Source organism: Lactobacillus hamsteri DSM 5661 = JCM 6256 (assembly GCF_000615445.1).
In the GTDB taxonomy this organism is placed as follows: Bacteria; Bacillota; Bacilli; order Lactobacillales; family Lactobacillaceae; genus Lactobacillus; species Lactobacillus hamsteri.
Window position 1 is genome coordinate 51,900 of record NZ_BALY01000001.1, and the last position, 19,672, is coordinate 71,571.

Here is a 19,672-nt window from a genome sequence, read left to right on the forward strand (position 1 = left end):
GAGTAACAGCAATTAGTTTGCGATAAGCCCAACAGCCGAAGCAAAACGCTTCTGGACTTATCTTAATTTGTGAGACTTATGTGCGTAAGGCATGTAGGTCTCTTTTTTCATAAGGAGGTAAAAATGGTTAAGAAATATTACACCGAGACAATTCCCGATGTGGAAAAAGATTTAAATACTTCTCTAGCCGATGGCTTAACTAATGATGAGGCTAAAAAAAGGTTAGAAAAGTACGGTGAAAATGTATTAGCTGCTAAAAAGAAGAAAAGCATGTTTATGCGCTTTATTGATCAATTCAAAGATTTCATGATCATTGTTTTGATTATCGCAGCTGTTCTTTCGGGTGTCGTGGCTAAAGAATGGACTGACGCCGCAATTATCATGATCGTGGTTATTTTGAATGCCATTTTGGGTGTTTTCCAAGAAGCGCGTTCTGAGGCTGCGATTGAAGCTTTAAAAGAAATGGCGACGCCGAATGCGCATGTTAAACGCGGAGGCGCGATTGTAGAAATTCTAAGTACGGACTTGGTTCCTGGCGATGTGGTTTTGCTTGAAGCTGGGGATGTTGTTCCTGCCGACCTTCGTTTGACTGCTGCTCATAGTTTGAAAATTGAAGAATCAGCTTTGACAGGTGAATCTGTTCCTGTTGATAAAAGTGACGAAACTTTGCAAGGTAAAGATGTTGCTCTGGGTGATCGCATCAACATGGCTTATTCAAACACCAACGTAACTTATGGACGCGGTGAAGGTGTGGTTGTAAGCACGGGAATGAATACGGAAGTTGGTAAGATTGCCACGATGCTTAACAACGCTGATGAAACCGATACTCCTTTGAAAGAAAATTTGAATCATCTTGGTAAGACTTTAACTATTATGATTTTGGCAATCTGTGTGATTGTCTTCGTTGTTGGAGTTCTTAAGGCCAATCCAGCTGATCGAAACTCAACTTTGATGATCAATATGTTCTTAGTTGCTGTTTCCTTGGCTGTTGCAGCAATCCCTGAAGGTTTGCCAGCAATTGTAACCATTATTTTGGCTCTTGGTACGCAAACTATGGCTAAGCACAAGGCAATTGTTAGAAAGCTTCCAGCCGTTGAAACTTTGGGTGCGACTGACATTATTTGCTCAGATAAAACCGGTACGCTTACTCAAAACAGAATGACAGTGGAAAAGGTTTATTACCAAGGCACTATTCATAACGATGATGAAGCAATTGAAGAAACTAATCCTGCTCTTTTATCTATGGTTTTGGCTAATGATACCAAAATTGAAAACGGTGGTGATTTGCTTGGTGATCCAACCGAAACTTCATTAATTCAATACGCTTTTGATAAAAATATTGACGTTGATGCCATGCTTGATAAATACAAGCGTGTGCAAGAAGTTCCTTTCGATTCAGAGCGTAAACTTATGAGTACAGTCAACAAAGATGGCGATAACTACTTCGTTGCTGTTAAAGGCGCTCCTGATGAACTTATGAAGCGAGTAACTTCTGTTGTTGTTAATGGTGAAATTTCTCCAATTTCAGATGCTCAAAAACAAGATATTCTTAATACCAACCAAGCAATGGCTAAAAAAGCCTTGCGTGTACTTGGTTTAGCTTACAAAAAAGTGGATGAGCCTTATGACGATCCATCTACTGAAAATGTTGAACAAGATTTGATCTTTGCTGGTCTTGTCGGCATGATTGATCCTGAACGACCAGAAGCTAAGGCTGCCGTTGCCGAAGCTCATAGTGCCGGCATTCGCACTGTTATGATCACAGGTGACCACCAAGTTACAGCTCAAGCGATTGCTGAAAGATTGGGTATTTTGAAACCTGGTCAAGACAAGCGCGTTTTAACGGGAGCTCAACTTGATGAATTAAGCGATGATTACTTCACGAAGCACGTTAGTGATTACAGCGTTTATGCGCGTGTTTCTCCTGAACACAAAGTTAGAATCGTTAAGGCATGGCAAGCTAATGAAAAAATTGTTGCCATGACAGGTGACGGTGTAAACGATGCTCCAAGTTTAAAGCAAGCTGATATTGGTATCGGAATGGGAATTACCGGTACAGAAGTATCTAAAGGCGCCAGCGATATGGTTTTAGCAGATGACAACTTCGCTACAATCGTTGAAGCTGTTGAGCAAGGCCGTAAAGTCTTCAGCAATATTCAAAAGGCAATTCTTTACCTTATGAGTTGTAACGTTGGGGAAGTTTTAACTGTCTTCATGATGACTATGCTTGGTTGGGATATTTTAGCTCCTGTTCAACTTCTCTGGATCAACTTGGTAACGGATACTTTGCCAGCTATTGCTTTGGGGGTTGAACCCGTTGAAGATGGAATTATGAAGCGCAAGCCTCGTGGTAAAAAGTCAAACTTCTTCAGCGGCGGTGTAGCTAGTTCAATTATTTACCAAGGTATTTTAGAAGGGATTCTTGTTTTAGGAGCTTACCAAATTGGCCTTCATGTTGGTCCGCATATTGATAATCCAAGCTTGCAACATGGGGATGCATTAACAATGGCCTTCCTTACTTTGGGCCTTATTCAATTATTCCACGCTATTAATTCTAAATATGTTCACCAATCAATTTTCAGAAAGCATATTTTCTCAAATAAATGGTTTAATGGGGCGATCATTATTGCCGCATTGATTATGTCTGCTGTTGAGTTGCCATTTATGACTAAGTTCTTTGACGTAACTGAACTTGATGGCGGTCAATGGTTGGTAATTCTTATTGCTGGACTTTGCATGATCTTCATTGTAGAAATTGTGAAGTTCTTCCAAAGAAAAGCCGGCAAAGAATAAATTTTATAAAAATACGCAAGAAAAGCTTGAGTTTACTCAGGCTTTTTTTGTACCCTAAAAAGTAAGTATATTTTTTAGGAAGTTTATTGAATGAAAAGTTTTTTATTTCGTCTTTATTTAAAATGGATGAGTTTTTTAGCAAAATTCACCACTATGGAAGACAATAATGTCGTAATTTTAAATGGGTCGGGACGATCAGGTTCTAACGGATATTTATTTTATAAATATTTGCAAACGAATCATCCCGAATACAATGTCACTTTGGTTGAGCCATGGCCTTCTTCACATTTTAAGTGGGAGACTTGGCAAAAAATTGGTGCTGCTCGTTACGTAATTACTACGCACCAGCCATTTAAAGTAAGGAAAAATCAGATTAACTTACAATTTTGGCATGGCGTACCGCTCAAGCGAATGGGAATTATGGCCAATAATACCCGCCGCAAGGATAATAAGCGCAATGAAAAGTTGTGGCATAAAAACGCAGATATTGTGGCTTCTAGTTCGGATTTATATGAAACTTTGATGAGTTCGTGCTTAGCGATTGAAACTGAAAAGTATCGCAAAGTTGGTTTTCCAAGATTGGATTATTTGCAAAATCCAGTAATTTCTAAAGAACAACTCCTTAAAGACTTGTTTAATACTGAAGATAAGCAAGCTGAAATTGGAATCTATATGCCAACTTTCCGCTATGAATTAGAAGATCAATCAATCATGGAGAAAATAAAAGAGGGAAACTTCTTTGCTTTTGAGGACTTTGATGGTGACGAACTAAATGATGCTTTAAAAGCACGTCATCAATATTTAATTGTGAAACTCCATCCCTACGAAATGCGTCTGTTTGCCAACTTCGATAGCAAATATTCCAACATAGCCTTTTTAAATAATGATTATTTGTTTGATCACAACTATGATTTATACGAATTGCTCGGTGATACAGATTTCTTAATGACCGATTTCTCATCAATTTATTTTGACTATTTGCAATTAAACAAGCCGATCGTATTCGTCACTAATTTTCTTAAACAATATGAAAAAACGCGGGGCCTTCTTATGGGACCATATGAAGAAATTACGCCTGGAATTAGCGTTAATTCACAACGTGAGCTAGTTCAAAGCCTTGATCAGTTAGATAACCAGCAGATCAAGAATCGCCGTTTATATTGGCTTGATTTAACTAATCAACTTAAAGGCGATAATTATTGTGAAAAAGCCTTTAAATGCATGACTAATGGCGAATAGGTGATAAAGAGTGAAAAAGACTTTTTTAAATATTGTATATAATGCGGTATATCAAATCTTTTTAGTACTTGTGCCGCTAATTACTGTTCCATATTTATCGCGAGTATTAGGACCGAAAACTTATGGTATTTACAGCAGCGTTAACAATACCATGCAGTTTTTAATGGTCTTTTGTACGTTATCCGTGTCTTATATTGGGATGCGAACAATCTCAAGGGTAAGAGCGTATGGCGATCCTCAGGACCTAACAGAGGCCTTTTGGGGCTTGTGGTATTTTCAGGGACTAGCTGGTATTGTAACTATTGCATTAACAGCTTCAGCTTGTATATTTTTTAGAATTCAATATTGGAATTATATTTTGCTGATGGCCCCATATTTGATTTCTGCTCAAGTAGATATTTCTTGGTTCTTCCAAGGATTAGCGGATTTCGGCCGCGTTGTTTTGAAAAATACTGCTGTTAAATTAGTTAGCGTTATCCTTATTTTGCTTTGGGTTAAATCATCAGCTGATTTGTGGAAATATCTACTCATTATGTCTGTCTCAACCATGCTGGGATCATTTGTATTTTGGTTTGATATTCATCGCTATGTTGGTCGACCTGTTAATCATTTTTATAAATATAAGTCGACAATTGTATCTATTGTCACTCTAATGATTCCACAGATCGCTACACAAATTTATACGTCTCTTGATAAGCCGATTTTAGGAATTTTCCAAAATTCAACGCAGGTAGCTTTTTATGATAATTCGCAACGAATTTCTAATATGATTTTAGGTGTGATTACCAGTATTTCATTGGTTATTATGCCAAAAATGGCAAGTGAAGGCGAAAAGACACAAAAGATTGTTTTGAAAAAGTCATTAGAAGCAACAGTAATGCTTGGAACCCTATTTTCAGTAATTATCATGGCTAATACTAAACAATTTGTGCCATTTTTCTTTGGGCAAAAATTTATACCAATGACGCCACTTATGTTTTTCTTTACATTAACAATTATTATGATTCCTACTGGTGGTGTATTTGCTAATCAATTTGCTTTGGCTAATAGGCGTGATAAGGATTATGCTTTTCCTGTTGTTATTGGTGCTATTTTAGAAATTGTTTTAAGTTACTTGCTTGATCGTCCCTATGGCGCTATGGGAGCATGATTGCAATTTTGACTACAGAATTTGTTGTTTTGATTTTGCGATTATGGGTGGTTAGAGATGCCTATAACTTTAAATATGTTTTTCATGATGTTCCAAAATATTTATTAATAGCAATCATTACTTTGGTGGTGGGGATGATTATACCTAACATCATCCCATCTGTCTTTTTCAATATGACATTAAAATCAATAATAATGATAATGGTATATACGATTTTGATGTTTATTATGAAGTTGGATTTTAATCAAGATATAATTAAACTGGTCAAAAATTTCTTTAAACGAGGATAATAAAATGATTCCAAAAATTATTCATTATGTTTGGGTAGGACACAATCCTAAATCAAAGATTATTGAAGAATGTATTAAAACTTGGCATGAAAAATTACCCGATTATAAAATTATCGAATGGAATGAAGAAAACTTTGATATGCACGAAAATCGTTATATTGAAGAAGCATATGCGGCTAAAAAATGGGCGTTTGTTTCTGATTATATTCGTGCGCGTGTTATTTATGATCAAGGTGGTATTTATTTAGATACAGATGTACGTGTAATTGATAAATTAGATGAATTATTAATTAATAGTGCATTTATTGGTTTTGAAAATAAAGATTATCTTTCAGCTGCAATTTTTGGCGCGGAAAATGGACATCCTTTTATTAAAGATATTTTGGATTATTATATAAATCGTGATTTTAAATTTGATAAAAATAATCAAATGGCAGGTGTAAATAGTTTATCTGTTACTGATATTTTGAAAGAGAATTATGATTTAAAAACAGGAAATTTTGAGCAATTGTTAAAAGATGATATTCATGTTTATTCTGATGGTGTTCTTTGTAATCCAAGTGCTTACTCTAAGACAATTCATCTATTTACAGGAACTTGGATGGATGGTGGGCATAGCTTTAAACAGAAAGTAGTTACTGCTTTAAAACGTCGTATTTCGACGCCTAGAGAAGCAGCGATTTATCAAAAAATAATTCGCTAAAAATGAATCAAACTGAATTACAAAATTTAGTTGAAAAAATTTCATTAAAATATTTTAGCCGGCCGTTTATTCATCAGGTGAAAATCAATCGTCGCATGAAGACAACCGGTGGCCGTTATCATTTAGACGATCATCATATTGAAATTAATGCTCATTTTTTAACAGCTGAACATTATGATGATTTAGTTGGTATTATTAAACATGAGTTGTGTCATTATCATTTGCATTTATTAGGTAGAGGCTATCAACATCGCAATCGTGATTTTAAATTCTTATTGCAAAAAGTCGGTGGCAGTCGTTATGCACCTGATATTGGTTTACGGCAAAAAAGAAAAATAAATTATCTTTATATTTGCCAAAGCTGCAAGCAACAATATCCGCGCAATCGTCGCATTAATACTAGACGTTATCGGTGCGGTAAATGTCAGGGAAAATTGATTTTAGCAAAAAAATTCAAATAATTTTCAAATTTCCCTTGCATAAGTCCAATTTATGGGGTACTATATTGGAGTACCGCGGGCGTGGCGGAATGGCAGACGCGCAAGACTAAGGATCTTGTGATCGCTTTAGATCGTGGAAGTTCGAGTCTTCTCGCCCGCACCTGATGAAGAAGTCGCTGATGAGCGACTTCTTTTTTTGTATCTATAAAAATTAATATCAAGACTTCATTTTTCGTTTTGGCGGATTATACTTAATTTATATATAAAATAATTGAGATAAGGAAAATTATATGGCTAAAAGGCGTAAGAAACATCGTATTCCTGTAGTTATTCGGGTATTTTTAATTCTATTTGTTTTAATAATTGCATTTGTCGCATTTAGATATTATCGACGCTATGCGATTCAAACTGAACAAATTCGTCAAGAACAGCTTCAGCGTCAACAAGAGCAAGCTAGATTGATTCGTCAACGTAAAGCTTTCATTAAAAAAATCGGGCCAATTGCTCGTGAAGTTGATAAATCTTATGACTTGCTTCCAAGCATTACCGTTGCTCAGGCATGTCTTGAAAGTGACTATGGTCAAAGTGCACTTTCGCAAAAGTATAATAATTTGTTTGGGGTAAAAGGGACTAATCCCAATACTTCGGCTGTTTTAGTAACCAAAGAATATGAAAACGGCAAGTGGATAAATGTCAAAGCACGCTTTCAAATTTATGATTCTTATGAGGCATCAATTCGTGCTCACGCAAGATTGTTCCAAAATGGTACAACTTGGAACCATAAGCAGTATAAGCATGTCTTAGCATCTAAGAATTACAAGCAGCAGGCTAAAGCTTGGTAACCGATGGTTACGCTACGGATCCAAATTATTCAGATAAATTAATTAGTTTGATTGAACAATATAATTTAGCCAAGTATGATAAATAGATATAAAAAGAGAAGAATGAACACTCGTTCGTCCTTCTCTTTTTTGTTATAATAGTGAGGCTATATTTTTTATACGTGAAGGGAATCAAAATGAGCAAAGAATCTATTTTAGATGGCTTAAATCCACAACAAAAACAAGCTGTTGAAACTACTGAAGGTCCGCTTTTAGTAGTTGCCGGAGCAGGATCAGGCAAAACTTCAGTTTTAACGCGTCGTATTGCTTACTTGGTTGAAGAAAATAATGTTGCCCCTTGGAATATTTTGGCAATTACCTTCACCAACAAGGCAGCAAACGAAATGCGTGAACGTGAGCAAAAATTATTAGGGCCTGCGGCTGAAAGTATTTGGATGTCAACTTTCCACGCTCTTTGTGTGCGTATTTTGCGCCGTGACGCTGATAAAATCGATTATAGTCATAACTTTTCAATTGCAGATTCAGCTGAACAATTGACTTTAGTGAAGCATATTGAAAAGGACATGAATATTGATCCTAAAATGTATGATCCACGTGGGATTTTGTCAGCAATTTCTAACGGCAAAAACGATTTGCTTACTCCTGAAGCTTTTGAAATGAGTGCTTCTTCACCATTTGAAAAGATGGCGGCTAAGATTTATACGGAATATCAACGTCGTCTTAAGCGTGATCAAATTATGGATTTTGATGATTTAATTATGCAAACTTTGGTTTTGTTTAAAAAAGATCCAGAGACTTTGCACTATTATCAAAATAAGTTCCAATATATTTTGGTTGATGAGTACCAGGATACCAACGAAGCACAATATGAATTGACCCACGCTTTGGCTGCACAATACAAAAATATTTGCGTAGTTGGGGATGCCGATCAGTCAATTTATGGTTGGCGTGGCGCTAATATGGAAAACATCATGAATTTTGAAAATGACTACAAAAACGATGGTGTTAAAACCGTTAAATTGGAACAAAATTACCGTTCAACAGGCCATATTTTGTCAGCGGCTAATTCCGTTATTAAAAATAATCAAAACCGTAAAGCCAAGAATTTATGGACTGATCAAGCGACGGTAAAAAGATAACTTATTACAAGGCCCAAAGCGGTGATGATGAAGCCCACTTTATTATTTCTAAGATTCAGGAAGAAGTTAAAGATAATAAGCGCAGCTATAAGGATTTTGCGGTTTTATACAGAACTAACGCACAATCACGTACAGTCGAAGAAGCTTTTGTTAAGTCAAATGTTCCTTATCAAATTGTTGGTGGACATAAATTTTACGATCGTAAAGAAATTAAAGATATCATGGCTTACCTTAAGCTTGTTGCCAATCCGGCCGATACAATGAGTCTTAACAGAATTATTAACACGCCAAAACGTGGAATTGGTGTAGCAACTGTAGATAAGTTGTTTGCTTTTGCGGATGAAAATCATTTTAATACTTTGGAAGCCATGGATAATGTGGGAATGTCCACAATTTCTAATCGTGCCGCTTCTAAATTAAGTGATTTTGGTACTAAACTTCATGATGCAATTAATTTTGCTAAGGATCACAGCGTAACAGGTTTAACTGAAAAGATTCTAGAAGACTTTGATTACAGCTCAACTTTAAAGGCTGAGCATACTATTGAAGCAGATACGCGTTTGGAAAACTTGGATGAATTTCTTTCAGTAACCAAGCGTTTTGATGATAGTTATGAACAAGAGGAAGATGATTCTAGCCCATTAAGCGATTTTCTTGCTGAAGTTTCGCTTCTTAGCGATCAGGATGATCTTGATGAAGATGATAATCAAGTTGCTTTAATGACTTTGCACGCTGCTAAAGGTTTGGAATTTCCGGTTGTCTTCTTGATCGGTATGGAAGATGGGCTTTTCCCACTTTCACGTTCAATGATGGATGATGGCCAGCTTGAAGAAGAACGTCGTTTAGCCTACGTAGGGATTACCCGTGCTAAGAAGGAACTCTACTTAACCAATGCATATTCAAGAATGATGTATGGCCGTATTCAAAATAATCCCCCTTCAAGATTTTTGGATGAAATTGACGCTAAGGATATGGATGTGGAAAATCCAAATGCTGGCAATTCGTTTTTGGCCGGTCATTCTTATCAATCCCAAGCTGCACCATTTGCCCGTAAAGATGAACGTGCTCGCGCACAAGTTTATACAACTGCTAAAAAGGCTTCAGGTGCTGTCGGTGCTGAAAAGAAAGGCTGGAATGTTGGCGACCAAGTTGAACATAAAGCATGGGGACGCGGCGTTGTTATGAAGGTTAATGGCGAAGGTGAAGATATGGAACTTGATATTGCATTTGCAAATAAGGGTGTAAAACGTCTTCTTGCTGCCTTTGCACCGATTAAGAAGGTATAATTAACTTATGATTTTTAGTCAGGAGGAAAAATTATGGCAGAGATAACTCTTGATGAGGCGCAAAAAGAAGTTGCAGCTTTACGCAAGCAGCTTGATGAATGGGCTGAAGCTTATTATTCAAAGGACGCGCCGGAAGTCGAAGATAATGTTTATGACCAAAAATACAACCGTTTGTTGGAACTAGAAAAAGAATTTCCGCAATTAGTGACATCCGATTCAATTACTCAAAGAGTCGGTGGTGAAATTGATTCAGATTTTACTAAAGTTGCACACCAAATTCCGATGCTTTCGATGGGGGATGTTTTTTCTAAAGACGAACTTAAAGAATTCGATCAAAGAATTCAAAAATTAGTTGGACATCCGGTTGCCTATAACGTCGAATTGAAGATTGATGGTTTGTCACTTTCACTTGAATATGAAAACGGCAAGTTGGTGCGAGCTTCAACACGAGGAAATGGTAACGTTGGTGAAGATGTTACAGCCAACGCACGTTATATTAGCGATATTCCACAAACTTTATCTGAGCCTTTAACAACTGAAGTACGTGGGGAATGTTACATGGGTAAGGAAGCTTTTGCCAAGCTTAATCAAGAGCGTGACGATAATGGGCAGGATGTTTTTGCCAATCCGCGCAACGCTGCTGCTGGCTCGCTTCGTCAATTAGATGCAAAAGTGACAAAAAAACGCGATTTAAGTACGTTTATCTATACTTGGGTAAATCCACCTGAAGGTATTACCAGTCAGCACCAAGCTATTGAAGAAATGCACAAGCTGGGTTTTCATACCAATGAAACGGGTCGCAAGCTTTCTAGTTTAGATGAAATTTTTGACTTTATTGATGAATATACTGAAAAGCGTGACAGTTTAACTTACGGAATTGACGGAATTGTTTTAAAAGTTGATGACTTAAATATCGAACAAGAATTGGGGAATACCGTTAAAGTTCCGCGTTGGGAAATTGCTTATAAGTTTCCGCCTGAAGAACAAGAAACGATTGTCCGCGATATTGAATGGACAGTTGGTAGAACCGGTGTTGTAACGCCAACGGCCGTAATGGATCCTGTTCAGCTTGCGGGAACCACCGTTGCTCGTGCCGTTCTTCATAATCCTGATTTGTTGAAGCAAAAGGATGTGAGAATTGGCGATACGGTTAAACTTCATAAGGCTGGCGATATCATTCCTGAAATCTCTGAAGTTGTTTTGTCAAAAAGGACAGAAGATTCAGTTCCTTATGAAATTCCTACAATTTGTCCATCTTGTGGTCAAGATTTGGTTCATCTTAAAGATGAAGTTGCACTTCGCTGCATTAATCCATCTTGTCCAGCGCAAGTTGAAGAAGGGATTACGCACTTTGCTTCGCGTCCAGCCATGAATATTGGTGGTTTGGGACCGAAGATTGTCAAACAATTGATTGCAAATGATTTGGTTCATAATGTAGCCGATCTTTATCATTTAACGCCTGATGATTTGGCCGATCTTGATCACTTTAAAGAAAAGTCAATCAATAATTTATTAACCGCGATTGATAATTCTAAGAAAAATTCGGTTGAGCTTCTTCTTACAGGACTTGGAATTGATCATGTTGGTGCAAAAGCTGCCCGCTTAATTGCTAAAAAGTTTAAAAATATGGAAAAGATTACGTCTGCAGGGGTGCAAGATGTGGCTGCAATCGATACAATAGGAACGACGATTGCAGAATCTTTAACAACTTATTTTGCTCAGCCAGCTGCACAAAAATTGATTGAAGAACTTAAGGAAAGTGGCTTGAACATGGATTATCTTGGTCAAGATACTGACTCAGAAGATATCCAAGACAACTACTTTAAAGGGAAAACAGTTGTGTTAACGGGCAAGTTAGAGCATTATAGTAGAAGTGAATTTACTAAGAAATTGCAGTCTTTAGGAGCAAAAGTTACAGGATCGGTGTCGCATAAGACCGATTATGTAATTTACGGCAAAGATGCAGGTTCTAAATACACTAAGGCACAAACTTTAGGCGTGCCGCTTTTGACGGAAGAAGAAGCAATTGCACAAATAGAATAAAGGGACAATCTAATTGTGAAAAAATATTTGCAAGTTTTAGCTTTGCTTGGAGTAGCAACGACTTTAACTGCCTGCGGCAATTTGAAAAAGTCGAATTTGGCAAATAATGCTACAACTACTTCAAACGTAAAAACAAAAAGTTATCAAACAACTAATGCAGGAAAAAATGGTTATACGGTTTTATTAAAAAATGGTCGCTATGTCACTAGTGAAATTTCTGGTTTAACGGCTACTGACAATGATAATTCTGTGGATACACGTGAATTAGAACGTGGTTTAGTGCAAATTTCTAAAAATGAATATGCGCCTAGTTCTTATGTTTTCCAAGAAGGCCAACATTTAGATTCATCAACTGTAACTGATTGGCTTGGCAGAAAATCAAAAGATAATCCAACAGGTTTGAACCCTGCTGCAGGAACTAAAAAACATTACAATCCATACTATTTGGAAGAAATTTTAGAACAGGATTACTTAACAGGTTCAGGCTCTAACTATCATTTAGGTGGAGTCAGCATTGGCTTGGCAATGAATTCTGTTGATTATTATCAAAAAGTAAAAGATGGACCACAATATCAATATGATATTCCAAGATCTGTTCAACGTGCTCAGGGCGAAAAAATGGCCCAGCAAGTTATTGCTCGTTTGCGTAAGAAAAAGGCTTTGAAGAATATTCCGATTACTGTTGGATTATTCTCAAAGACAAGCAAAGACTCCTTAGTTGGAGGAAGTTATTTTGCTTACGGGACAGCTAGCGCTAATAGTAGTAAAATAACTAAATGGAAGTCTGTCTCAGTAAAAACGCAAGTTTTACCGACAGTTGGTAATGCTAAAGCTGTAAACAGCAATGATGCATCTAATTTCAACAGTTTTAAGACAGCAATCCAAAATTATTTCCCTAATATTAGTGGAGTAACAGCAACTTTGCGTTATGATGATGATAAGCTTGCTCAAGAAAATATTTCAATTACCACGCAATTTTATGGTTATGAGCAAACACAAAGCTTTACACAGCTTGTTTTATCTACCGCGAAGAAGTATTTGGCAAACAATGTTCCAATTGAAATAAAGATTGGTTCTGTTGATAATGTGCAAGCCTTAATTGCTAAAGAAACAGCAGATAGTGGTTACCAAGTCCACATTTATGGCGGCGAATAGGAGGTATTTGAGTGGAAATCACAGAAGATACGGTTAAGCACGTTGCTACTCTTTCAAGACTTGAGTTTAGCGACGACGAAATCGGTAAATTTACTGAACAAATGGGTTCAATTATTAATATGGCAAGTCAACTTCAAGAAGTTGATACTGAAGGTGTTGAAGAAACGGTTCAAGTTGTTGACCGTGATACTGTCTTCAGAGAAGATAAGCCTGAACATTGGCAAGGCGAAGATAGAGAAACATTAATGGAAAACGTACCTGAAAAGGCTAATGGCTTCATTAAGGTTCCTGTAATTATTGAGAAGGACGATAACGAGTAATGAATTACTTAAACGAAACTATTGACTCATTAAACAAAAAACTTGCCAGTGGCGAAATTTCAGCTGATCAATTAGCTAAGGATACTGTTGAAAACATTAAGGATACTGACAAGAAATTAAACGCTTGGATCACTGTTGAAGATGATGCTAAGCCAGCTGAAAATCTTGATTTTTCAAAGAATAAGTTGGCAGGTATTCCAATCGGTATCAAGGACAACATTGTTACTAACGGTGTTAAGACTACTGCTGCAAGTCACATTTTGGATAACTTTATGCCAATGTACGACGCTACTGTTATTAGCAAGTTGAAGGCAGCTCAAGCAACTTTTGTTGGTAAGACCAACATGGATGAATTCGCAATGGGTTCATCAACTGAACATTCATACTTTGGCGCAACTCACAACCCTTGGAATTTAGATAAAGTTCCAGGTGGTTCATCCGGTGGCTCAGCAGCTGCTGTTGCTGGCGGCCAAGTTGTTGCAGCTTTGGGTTCAGATACCGGTGGTTCAATTCGTCAACCATCTGCATTTAATGGAATTTTTGGTATTAAACCAACTTATGGTCGTGTATCACGTTGGGGTCTTATCGCATTTAGTTCATCACTTGACCAAATCGGTGTTATGAGTAAGCGCGTTAAGGATTCAGCAGAAGTTCTTAACGTAATTGCAGGTGCTGATGAACACGATTCAACTGTTTCAACTCGTGAAGTTCCTGACTTTACTAAGTTCTTAGGTCAAGACGTTGAAGGTCTTCGCGTAGCTGTTCCTAAGGAATACATGGAAGCTGTCGATGGCGACATGCGTGAAGCTATTCAAAAGCAAATTGATCTTTTGAAAGAAAACGGCGCAGTTATTAACGAAGTTTCATTGCCACATACTAAGTATGTTGTTCCAACTTACTACATTATTGCTTCAAGTGAAGCTTCATCAAACTTGCAAAGATATGATGGTATTCGTTACGGCTACCGTGCTAAGGATACTAAGAACTTGCTTGACGTTTATGTTAAGTCACGTTCAGAAGGTTTTGGTACAGAAGTTAAGCGTCGTATCATGCTTGGTTCATTTGCCCTTTCAGCTGGTTCATACGACAAGTTCTTTAGACAAGCTGCTAAGGTTAGAACCTTGATTTGCAATGACTTTGATAAGATTTTTGCTGAAAACGATGTAATTGTAGGACCTGTTACTACAACTCCTGCATTTGGCATTGGCGAAGAAATTTCTGACCCAGTTAAGATGTACAACAACGATATTTTGACTATTTCAGCAAACTTGGCAGGTATTCCTGCTGCTAGTGTTCCAGCTGGTTTGGTTGATGGAATGCCTGTTGGTCTTCAAATTATGGCTAAGCGTTTTGACGAAGGCAATGTCTTCAAGACTGCTGACTTTATCGAACGCAACAACAAATTCTACGAAAAAACACCAACTGGAATGGAGGATTAATTGAATGAATTTTAAATCGACTATCGGATTAGAAGTCCACTTCGAATTAAAGACAAAGAGCAAGATTTTCTCTCCTTCACCAGTAAGTTATGGTGCAAAACCAAACACGGAGACTAACGTAATTGACTGGGCTATGCCTGGTGTCTTGCCAATGGTTAACAAGAATGTTTATCGTTTGGGTATTATGGTTGCTTTGGCAACACACGCACATATTTTGCCAACAACTCACTTTGACCGTAAGAACTATTTCTATCCTGATAACCCAAAGGCTTACCAGATTACTCAGTTCTTCCAACCACTTGCTTGTGACGGTTACATTGAAGTTGAAGTTCACGGTAAGAAGAAGCGTATCGGTATTCATGAAATGCACATCGAAGAAGATGCCGGTAAGAACACTCACGGAACTAATGGTTTCTCATATGTTGACTTAAACCGTCAAGGTGTTCCACTTCTTGAAGTTGTTTCTGAACCTGATATGGAAGATCCTGAAGAAGCATACGCATACCTTGAAAAATTACGTAAGATTGTTCAATTTACTGGCGCTTCTGACGTTAAGATGGAAGAAGGTTCAATGCGTGTCGACACCAACATTTCTATTCGTCCAGCAGGACAAAAGGAACTTGGTACTAAGGTCGAAATGAAGAACTTGAACTCATTTGATCACGTTCGTCGTTCACTTGCATATGAACAAAAACGTCAAGAACAAGTTCTTTTATCTGGTGGTCATATTCAACTTTCAACTCGTCGTTTTGACGAAGCAACTGGTAAGACTGTTTTGGAACGTGTTAAGGAAGGTGCTTCCGACTACCGTTACTTCCCAGAACCAGATATTGCTCCTGATCATATCAGCCAAGAATGGATTGATGAAATCGCTAAGGAACTTCCTAAGTCTGCATTTGAACGTTACGATGACTACGTAAACAAGTTTGGCATTAAGCCTTACGATGCAAATGTTTTGCTTCAAACTAAGGAAAGTTCAGACTTCTTCGATGCAGCTGTCGCAGCTGGTGCTGATCCAACTCTTGCAGCTAACTGGATGAACACACAAGTTAATGGTTACTTGAACGATAACCGTGTAAACTTGGCAGATGTAAAGCTTACCCCAGAACACTTAGCTGAAATGATCAAGTTGATCCAAGATGGTACTATTTCATCTAAGATCGCCAAGAAGGTCTTTGCTGAAACTATTGCCAACGGTACTGATCCTAAGAAGTATGTTGAAGAAAAAGGCATGGTTCAATTATCAGATCTTTCTGTATTGGAACCAATGGTTACTAAGGTTGTTGATGATAATCCACAATCTGTTGAAGACTTCAAGAATGGTAAGGATCGTGCTATTGGATTCTTAGTTGGTCAAATCATGAAACAAACTCGTGGTAAGGCTAACCCAAAGGTTGTTAACAAGCTTTTGAACAAGGAATTAGCTAGTCGTTAAATTTTAGAACCAAGGTAGTAATTATGACACGCAAAGCAAGATTAATTTATAATCCTGTATCAGGTCACGAACAAATGCCTAAAAATGTGGCCGATATTTTGGATATTCTAGAACAAGCTGGCTATGAAGCTAGTGCTTTTAGAACAACACCAGAAGAAATGAGTGCTCAAAATGAAGCTACACGTGCGGCAAAAGAGGGCTTTGAATTAATCGTAGCTGCTGGTGGGGATGGAACTATTAATGAAGTTGTTAATGGTTTGGCATTTTTGGATGAGAGACCCAAGATGGCAATCATTCCTGCTGGTACAACCAACGATTATGCCGTGCTTTAGGCATTCCCCGTGACAGTATTTTGGACGCTGCCAAAGTTATTCTTAAAAATAAAACTCGCAAGATGGATATTGGTAAGGCCGATTTTGGTGAAAAGTCCCAATACTTTGTCAATATTGCTGCCAGTGGCTCTTTAACTGAACTTACTTATGGTGTTCCTTCAGAAGTAAAATCTGCATTAGGTTATGCAGCATATTTGATTAAAGGTGCGGAAATGTTGCCACGTTTGACATCAAATGAGATGCGCTTAACTTATGATGATGGCGTTTATGAAGGCGGGCTTTCTATGTTCTTACTTGGAATGACAAATTCAATTGGTGGCTTCGAACAAATTATGCCTGATGCTCAACTTAGTGATGGTTTATTCCAATTGATCGTTGTTAAGCCATCTGATCCTGTTAATATGATGAAGCTTATGGCTTTAGCATTAAACGGTAAGCACGTAGATGATCCAAATATCATTTATACTAAGACTAAGAGCTTGAAGGCAGAACTTATTGGTAAGAGTGAAGGCAAGGAATTGCCAGTTAACTTAGATGGTGAAATTGGTGGTTATTGCCCAGTAAGTTTTGAAAACTTAAAACAACATATTGAATTTTATGTTGGTGCATAAGTTTGGTTAAATAATTTTGAAAATCAAAAAAAGACGTTGAAGAATTAACTTCAGCGTCTTTTTTGTATCTATGAAACTTTTACTTTAACGACGTTCTCCGCCCATACCAAAGATTTGAAGGAAAAACATAAATAAGTTCACGAAATCAAGGTATAATTGCAAAGCACCAGCGGTTGCCAAACCTAATGAGTTAGTTTGGTCAGCGTACTTAGCGTAAATAGTCTTCATTTGTTGAGCATTCCAAGCAGTTAAACCAACGAAGATAATAACACCAATGTAAGCGAAAATGTATGTGATCATTGGGTTCTTAAGGAACATGTTAACAACTGTAGCTACGATAAAACCAATTAAAGCAGCAGTTGTGTAAGCACCAATATTTGATAAGTCGCGCTTAGTAAATGTACCATAAATTGCCATAGTTACAAAAACAGCTGCGGCTGAAACAAAGGCGGTAGCAACTGTAGCGCCAGTATAAGCAGCGCAAATGATTGCAAAGGTTAACCCATAAGCTACAGACATGATCATTAACATGACAAAACTAGCTACAGGATTACGAGTTGCTCTAAAACTAATTGCAAAAGTAAGAATTAAAGGCAAGAATAAAATAATCCATGCGGATGCTTGATTGCTGAAAAGGGCAATAAAAGCTGATCTAAAAACAGTTGTTGATAAAAATGCAGTTAAAGCAGATACTAAAACAGCTAATGCCATAATGCTGTAAGTTTTAGCTAAAAAGCTGTTAACAGCAGAAACATCCTGAACTTGACGACGTCCAGGAGTACTTGAAAAGTTATCCATAAAAAAATCCTTTCTACATATAGATATACTCATTAAATAAGCTATCACAAAAATAGAAAGGACTAAAGAAAAATATTAAAATTTAAATCTTATTTAGTAGGTTTTTTTGCCCATTTTAAACCAATTCCAGTTACGCCACTGATGATTGAGAAAACAGGTGAAAGCAAACTGAAGAAAGTGAATGGCAGGAATGCCAAAACCGGAACACCTAAAGTTGATGCAGCAAAGGAACCGGCAACACCCCAAGGAATAAGGTAATTAATAACGCTGCCTCCGTCTTCAAGAACACGACTGAGAGCTAATGGTGACAAACCAATTTTATCGTAAGCTACTTTAAAGGCACGGCCTGGCAAAATTACAGAAAGGTATTGTTCACCCACAAAAAGGTTAATGCAGATGCCTGAAAGAATAGTGACAGTAATCAAACGACCAGGTTTCTTTAAATGTTCTACAAGAGGTTCCATTGCACTTTGAACTACTTTAAATTTCATAAGCATTCCGCCAAGTGAAAGCGTAGAAATGATTAAGGCAACAGTTGCATCATGCTAGAAATTCCACCACGAGTAAGCAAAGCATTAACTGAAGCATCGCTGGTTTTTGCTACAAAGCCGTTCATGATCAAATTATTCAAGGCAGTAACTGACATATGCGGATTAGTAATGAAAATCATAATGACTGTTGCAGTGATATTAATAAACAAAGTAGGAATTGCTGGGATTTTGCGCCATGCACAGATCAACATCAAAATAATTGGTACTATTGCCCACCAGCTAATGAAGAACTGATTTTGCAAAATAGTTGAAGTACGTTCAATTTTTGTTAAATCCATCTTGCCGCTGTTTCCTAAAATCCAGAAAAGAATGAAAGAAACAACAAAAGAAGGAATAGTTGACCACATCATATTTTTAATGTGCGCAAATAATTCACTTTCAGCAACGGCGGAAGAAAGATTAGTTGAATCAGATAGTGGAGACATTTTATCGCCAAATACGGCTCCGGAAATAATTGCACCGGCAACTAAAGCAGGATTAGCATTCATGCTTGTACCAATTCCGAAAAGAGCGATACCCACTGTTGAAATTGTAGTAAAGCCACTTCCGATCGCAACACCGACAATTGCGCAAACTACGAAAACAGATGGAACGAAGAATGCACCATTGATTAAGTGAAAACCAAGAACCATAATTGATGGAATAATGCCAGCTTGAATCCAGAGACCAATAAGGGCACCAATTAAGATAAAAATAAAGATAGGAATGATGGCTACGCCGATTCCTTCCTTAATTCCATCTTGAATTTCCTGCCAAGAAAAGCCTTTGAATTTTGCCCAAAAAGTTAAAAGCAAAACAGTAAATAAAACTGGAACTTCTGGTGAAAGTCCGAATTTGATAACTGCAACTCCCAAAATAATTAGGAGAAGTGCGAGAATGATAATTGATTCCGCAAAAGAGATTCTCTTTTTCATATCTTTTCCTCCAAATAAAAAATCCCGCTGACTCTAAAAGTCAACGGGACGATTTGCTAACCGTGGTACCACCCACACTTTGAGCATAAGAACTCAAACTCTATCAGATGATAACGGCTCTGAATAATTCCGAACAATTCTCTAAGCGATGTAATTCATAAGCTTCGCCTGTCTGGTTTGCACTAACCACCA

10 protein-coding genes, 1 tRNA gene and 5 pseudogenes are annotated in these 19,672 nt (G+C 37.3%); 14 read left to right on the forward strand and 2 right to left on the reverse strand.

Translation table 11 applies throughout. The annotated features are described in order from the left end of the window. Window positions 1–123: 123 nt before the first annotated feature. The 14 genes and pseudogenes from JCM6256_RS00275 (at window position 124) to JCM6256_RS09280 (ending at window position 17,217) form a co-directional block, all read left to right on the forward strand. Window positions 124–2,793, forward strand: coding sequence for a calcium-translocating P-type ATPase, PMCA-type (locus tag JCM6256_RS00275; protein ID WP_025079867.1), 2,670 nt, complete (start codon window positions 124–126; stop codon window positions 2,791–2,793). Window positions 2,794–2,883: 90 nt separating this feature from the next. After that, window positions 2,884–4,032: a CDP-glycerol--glycerophosphate glycerophosphotransferase gene (locus tag JCM6256_RS00280; protein WP_025079868.1), complete on the forward strand. Its 1,149-nt coding sequence runs from the start codon at window positions 2,884–2,886 to the stop codon at window positions 4,030–4,032. 10 nt (window positions 4,033–4,042) lie between these two features. Further along, window positions 4,043–5,472, forward strand: a pseudogene (locus JCM6256_RS09265) (oligosaccharide flippase family protein). Between the two features lie 4 nt (window positions 5,473–5,476). Beyond that, the gene (locus tag JCM6256_RS00290) at window positions 5,477–6,175 is read left to right on the forward strand and encodes a glycosyltransferase family 32 protein (protein ID WP_025079869.1); all 699 of its coding nucleotides are present in this window, start codon (window positions 5,477–5,479) and stop codon (window positions 6,173–6,175) included. A gap of 2 nt (window positions 6,176–6,177) precedes the next feature. Next, window positions 6,178–6,636 (forward strand): SprT family protein, encoded by a 459-nt coding sequence (locus JCM6256_RS00295; RefSeq protein WP_025079870.1) that lies wholly within the window; start codon window positions 6,178–6,180, stop codon window positions 6,634–6,636. A gap of 54 nt (window positions 6,637–6,690) precedes the next feature. Further along, window positions 6,691–6,775, forward strand: a tRNA-Leu gene (locus tag JCM6256_RS00300). Window positions 6,776–6,905: 130 nt separating this feature from the next. Beyond that, window positions 6,906–7,543, forward strand: a pseudogene (locus tag JCM6256_RS09270) (glycoside hydrolase family 73 protein). 90 nt (window positions 7,544–7,633) lie between these two features. Next, window positions 7,634–9,882: pseudogene (gene pcrA / locus JCM6256_RS09275) on the forward strand (DNA helicase PcrA). 33 nt (window positions 9,883–9,915) lie between these two features. Beyond that, window positions 9,916–11,925, forward strand: a complete 2,010-nt coding sequence (gene ligA / locus JCM6256_RS00315; RefSeq protein ID WP_025079871.1) for an NAD-dependent DNA ligase LigA — start codon at window positions 9,916–9,918, stop codon at window positions 11,923–11,925. Between the two features lie 15 nt (window positions 11,926–11,940). Further along, window positions 11,941–13,080 carry a CamS family sex pheromone protein gene (locus JCM6256_RS00320; protein WP_025079872.1) on the forward strand — a complete coding sequence of 380 codons (1,140 nt, stop codon included), beginning with the start codon at window positions 11,941–11,943 and terminating at the stop codon, window positions 13,078–13,080. An 11-nt stretch (window positions 13,081–13,091) separates the two neighbouring features. Beyond that, window positions 13,092–13,400, forward strand: coding sequence for an Asp-tRNA(Asn)/Glu-tRNA(Gln) amidotransferase subunit GatC (gene gatC / locus JCM6256_RS00325; RefSeq protein WP_025079873.1), 309 nt, complete (start codon window positions 13,092–13,094; stop codon window positions 13,398–13,400). Further along, entirely contained in the window at window positions 13,400–14,839 is a 1,440-nt protein-coding gene (gene gatA / locus JCM6256_RS00330) for an Asp-tRNA(Asn)/Glu-tRNA(Gln) amidotransferase subunit GatA (RefSeq protein ID WP_025079874.1), read from the forward strand. Before gatC ends, gatA begins: the two co-directional genes overlap by 1 nt. A 4-nt stretch (window positions 14,840–14,843) precedes the next feature. Beyond that, entirely contained in the window at window positions 14,844–16,274 is a 1,431-nt protein-coding gene (gatB, locus tag JCM6256_RS00335; RefSeq protein ID WP_025079875.1) for an Asp-tRNA(Asn)/Glu-tRNA(Gln) amidotransferase subunit GatB, read from the forward strand. Window positions 16,275–16,297: 23 nt separating this feature from the next. Beyond that, window positions 16,298–17,217 (forward strand): annotated as a pseudogene (locus JCM6256_RS09280) (diacylglycerol kinase family lipid kinase). An 84-nt stretch (window positions 17,218–17,301) separates the two neighbouring features. Here JCM6256_RS09280 and JCM6256_RS00345 read toward each other — a convergent pair. Both JCM6256_RS00345 and nhaC read right to left on the reverse strand, forming a co-directional pair. Next, window positions 17,302–18,015, reverse strand: coding sequence for a Bax inhibitor-1/YccA family protein (locus tag JCM6256_RS00345; protein ID WP_025079876.1), 714 nt, complete (start codon window positions 18,013–18,015; stop codon window positions 17,302–17,304). 89 nt (window positions 18,016–18,104) lie between these two features. Continuing rightward, window positions 18,105–19,480 (reverse strand): annotated as a pseudogene (gene nhaC / locus JCM6256_RS09285) (Na+/H+ antiporter NhaC). Window positions 19,481–19,672 lie beyond the last annotated feature (192 nt).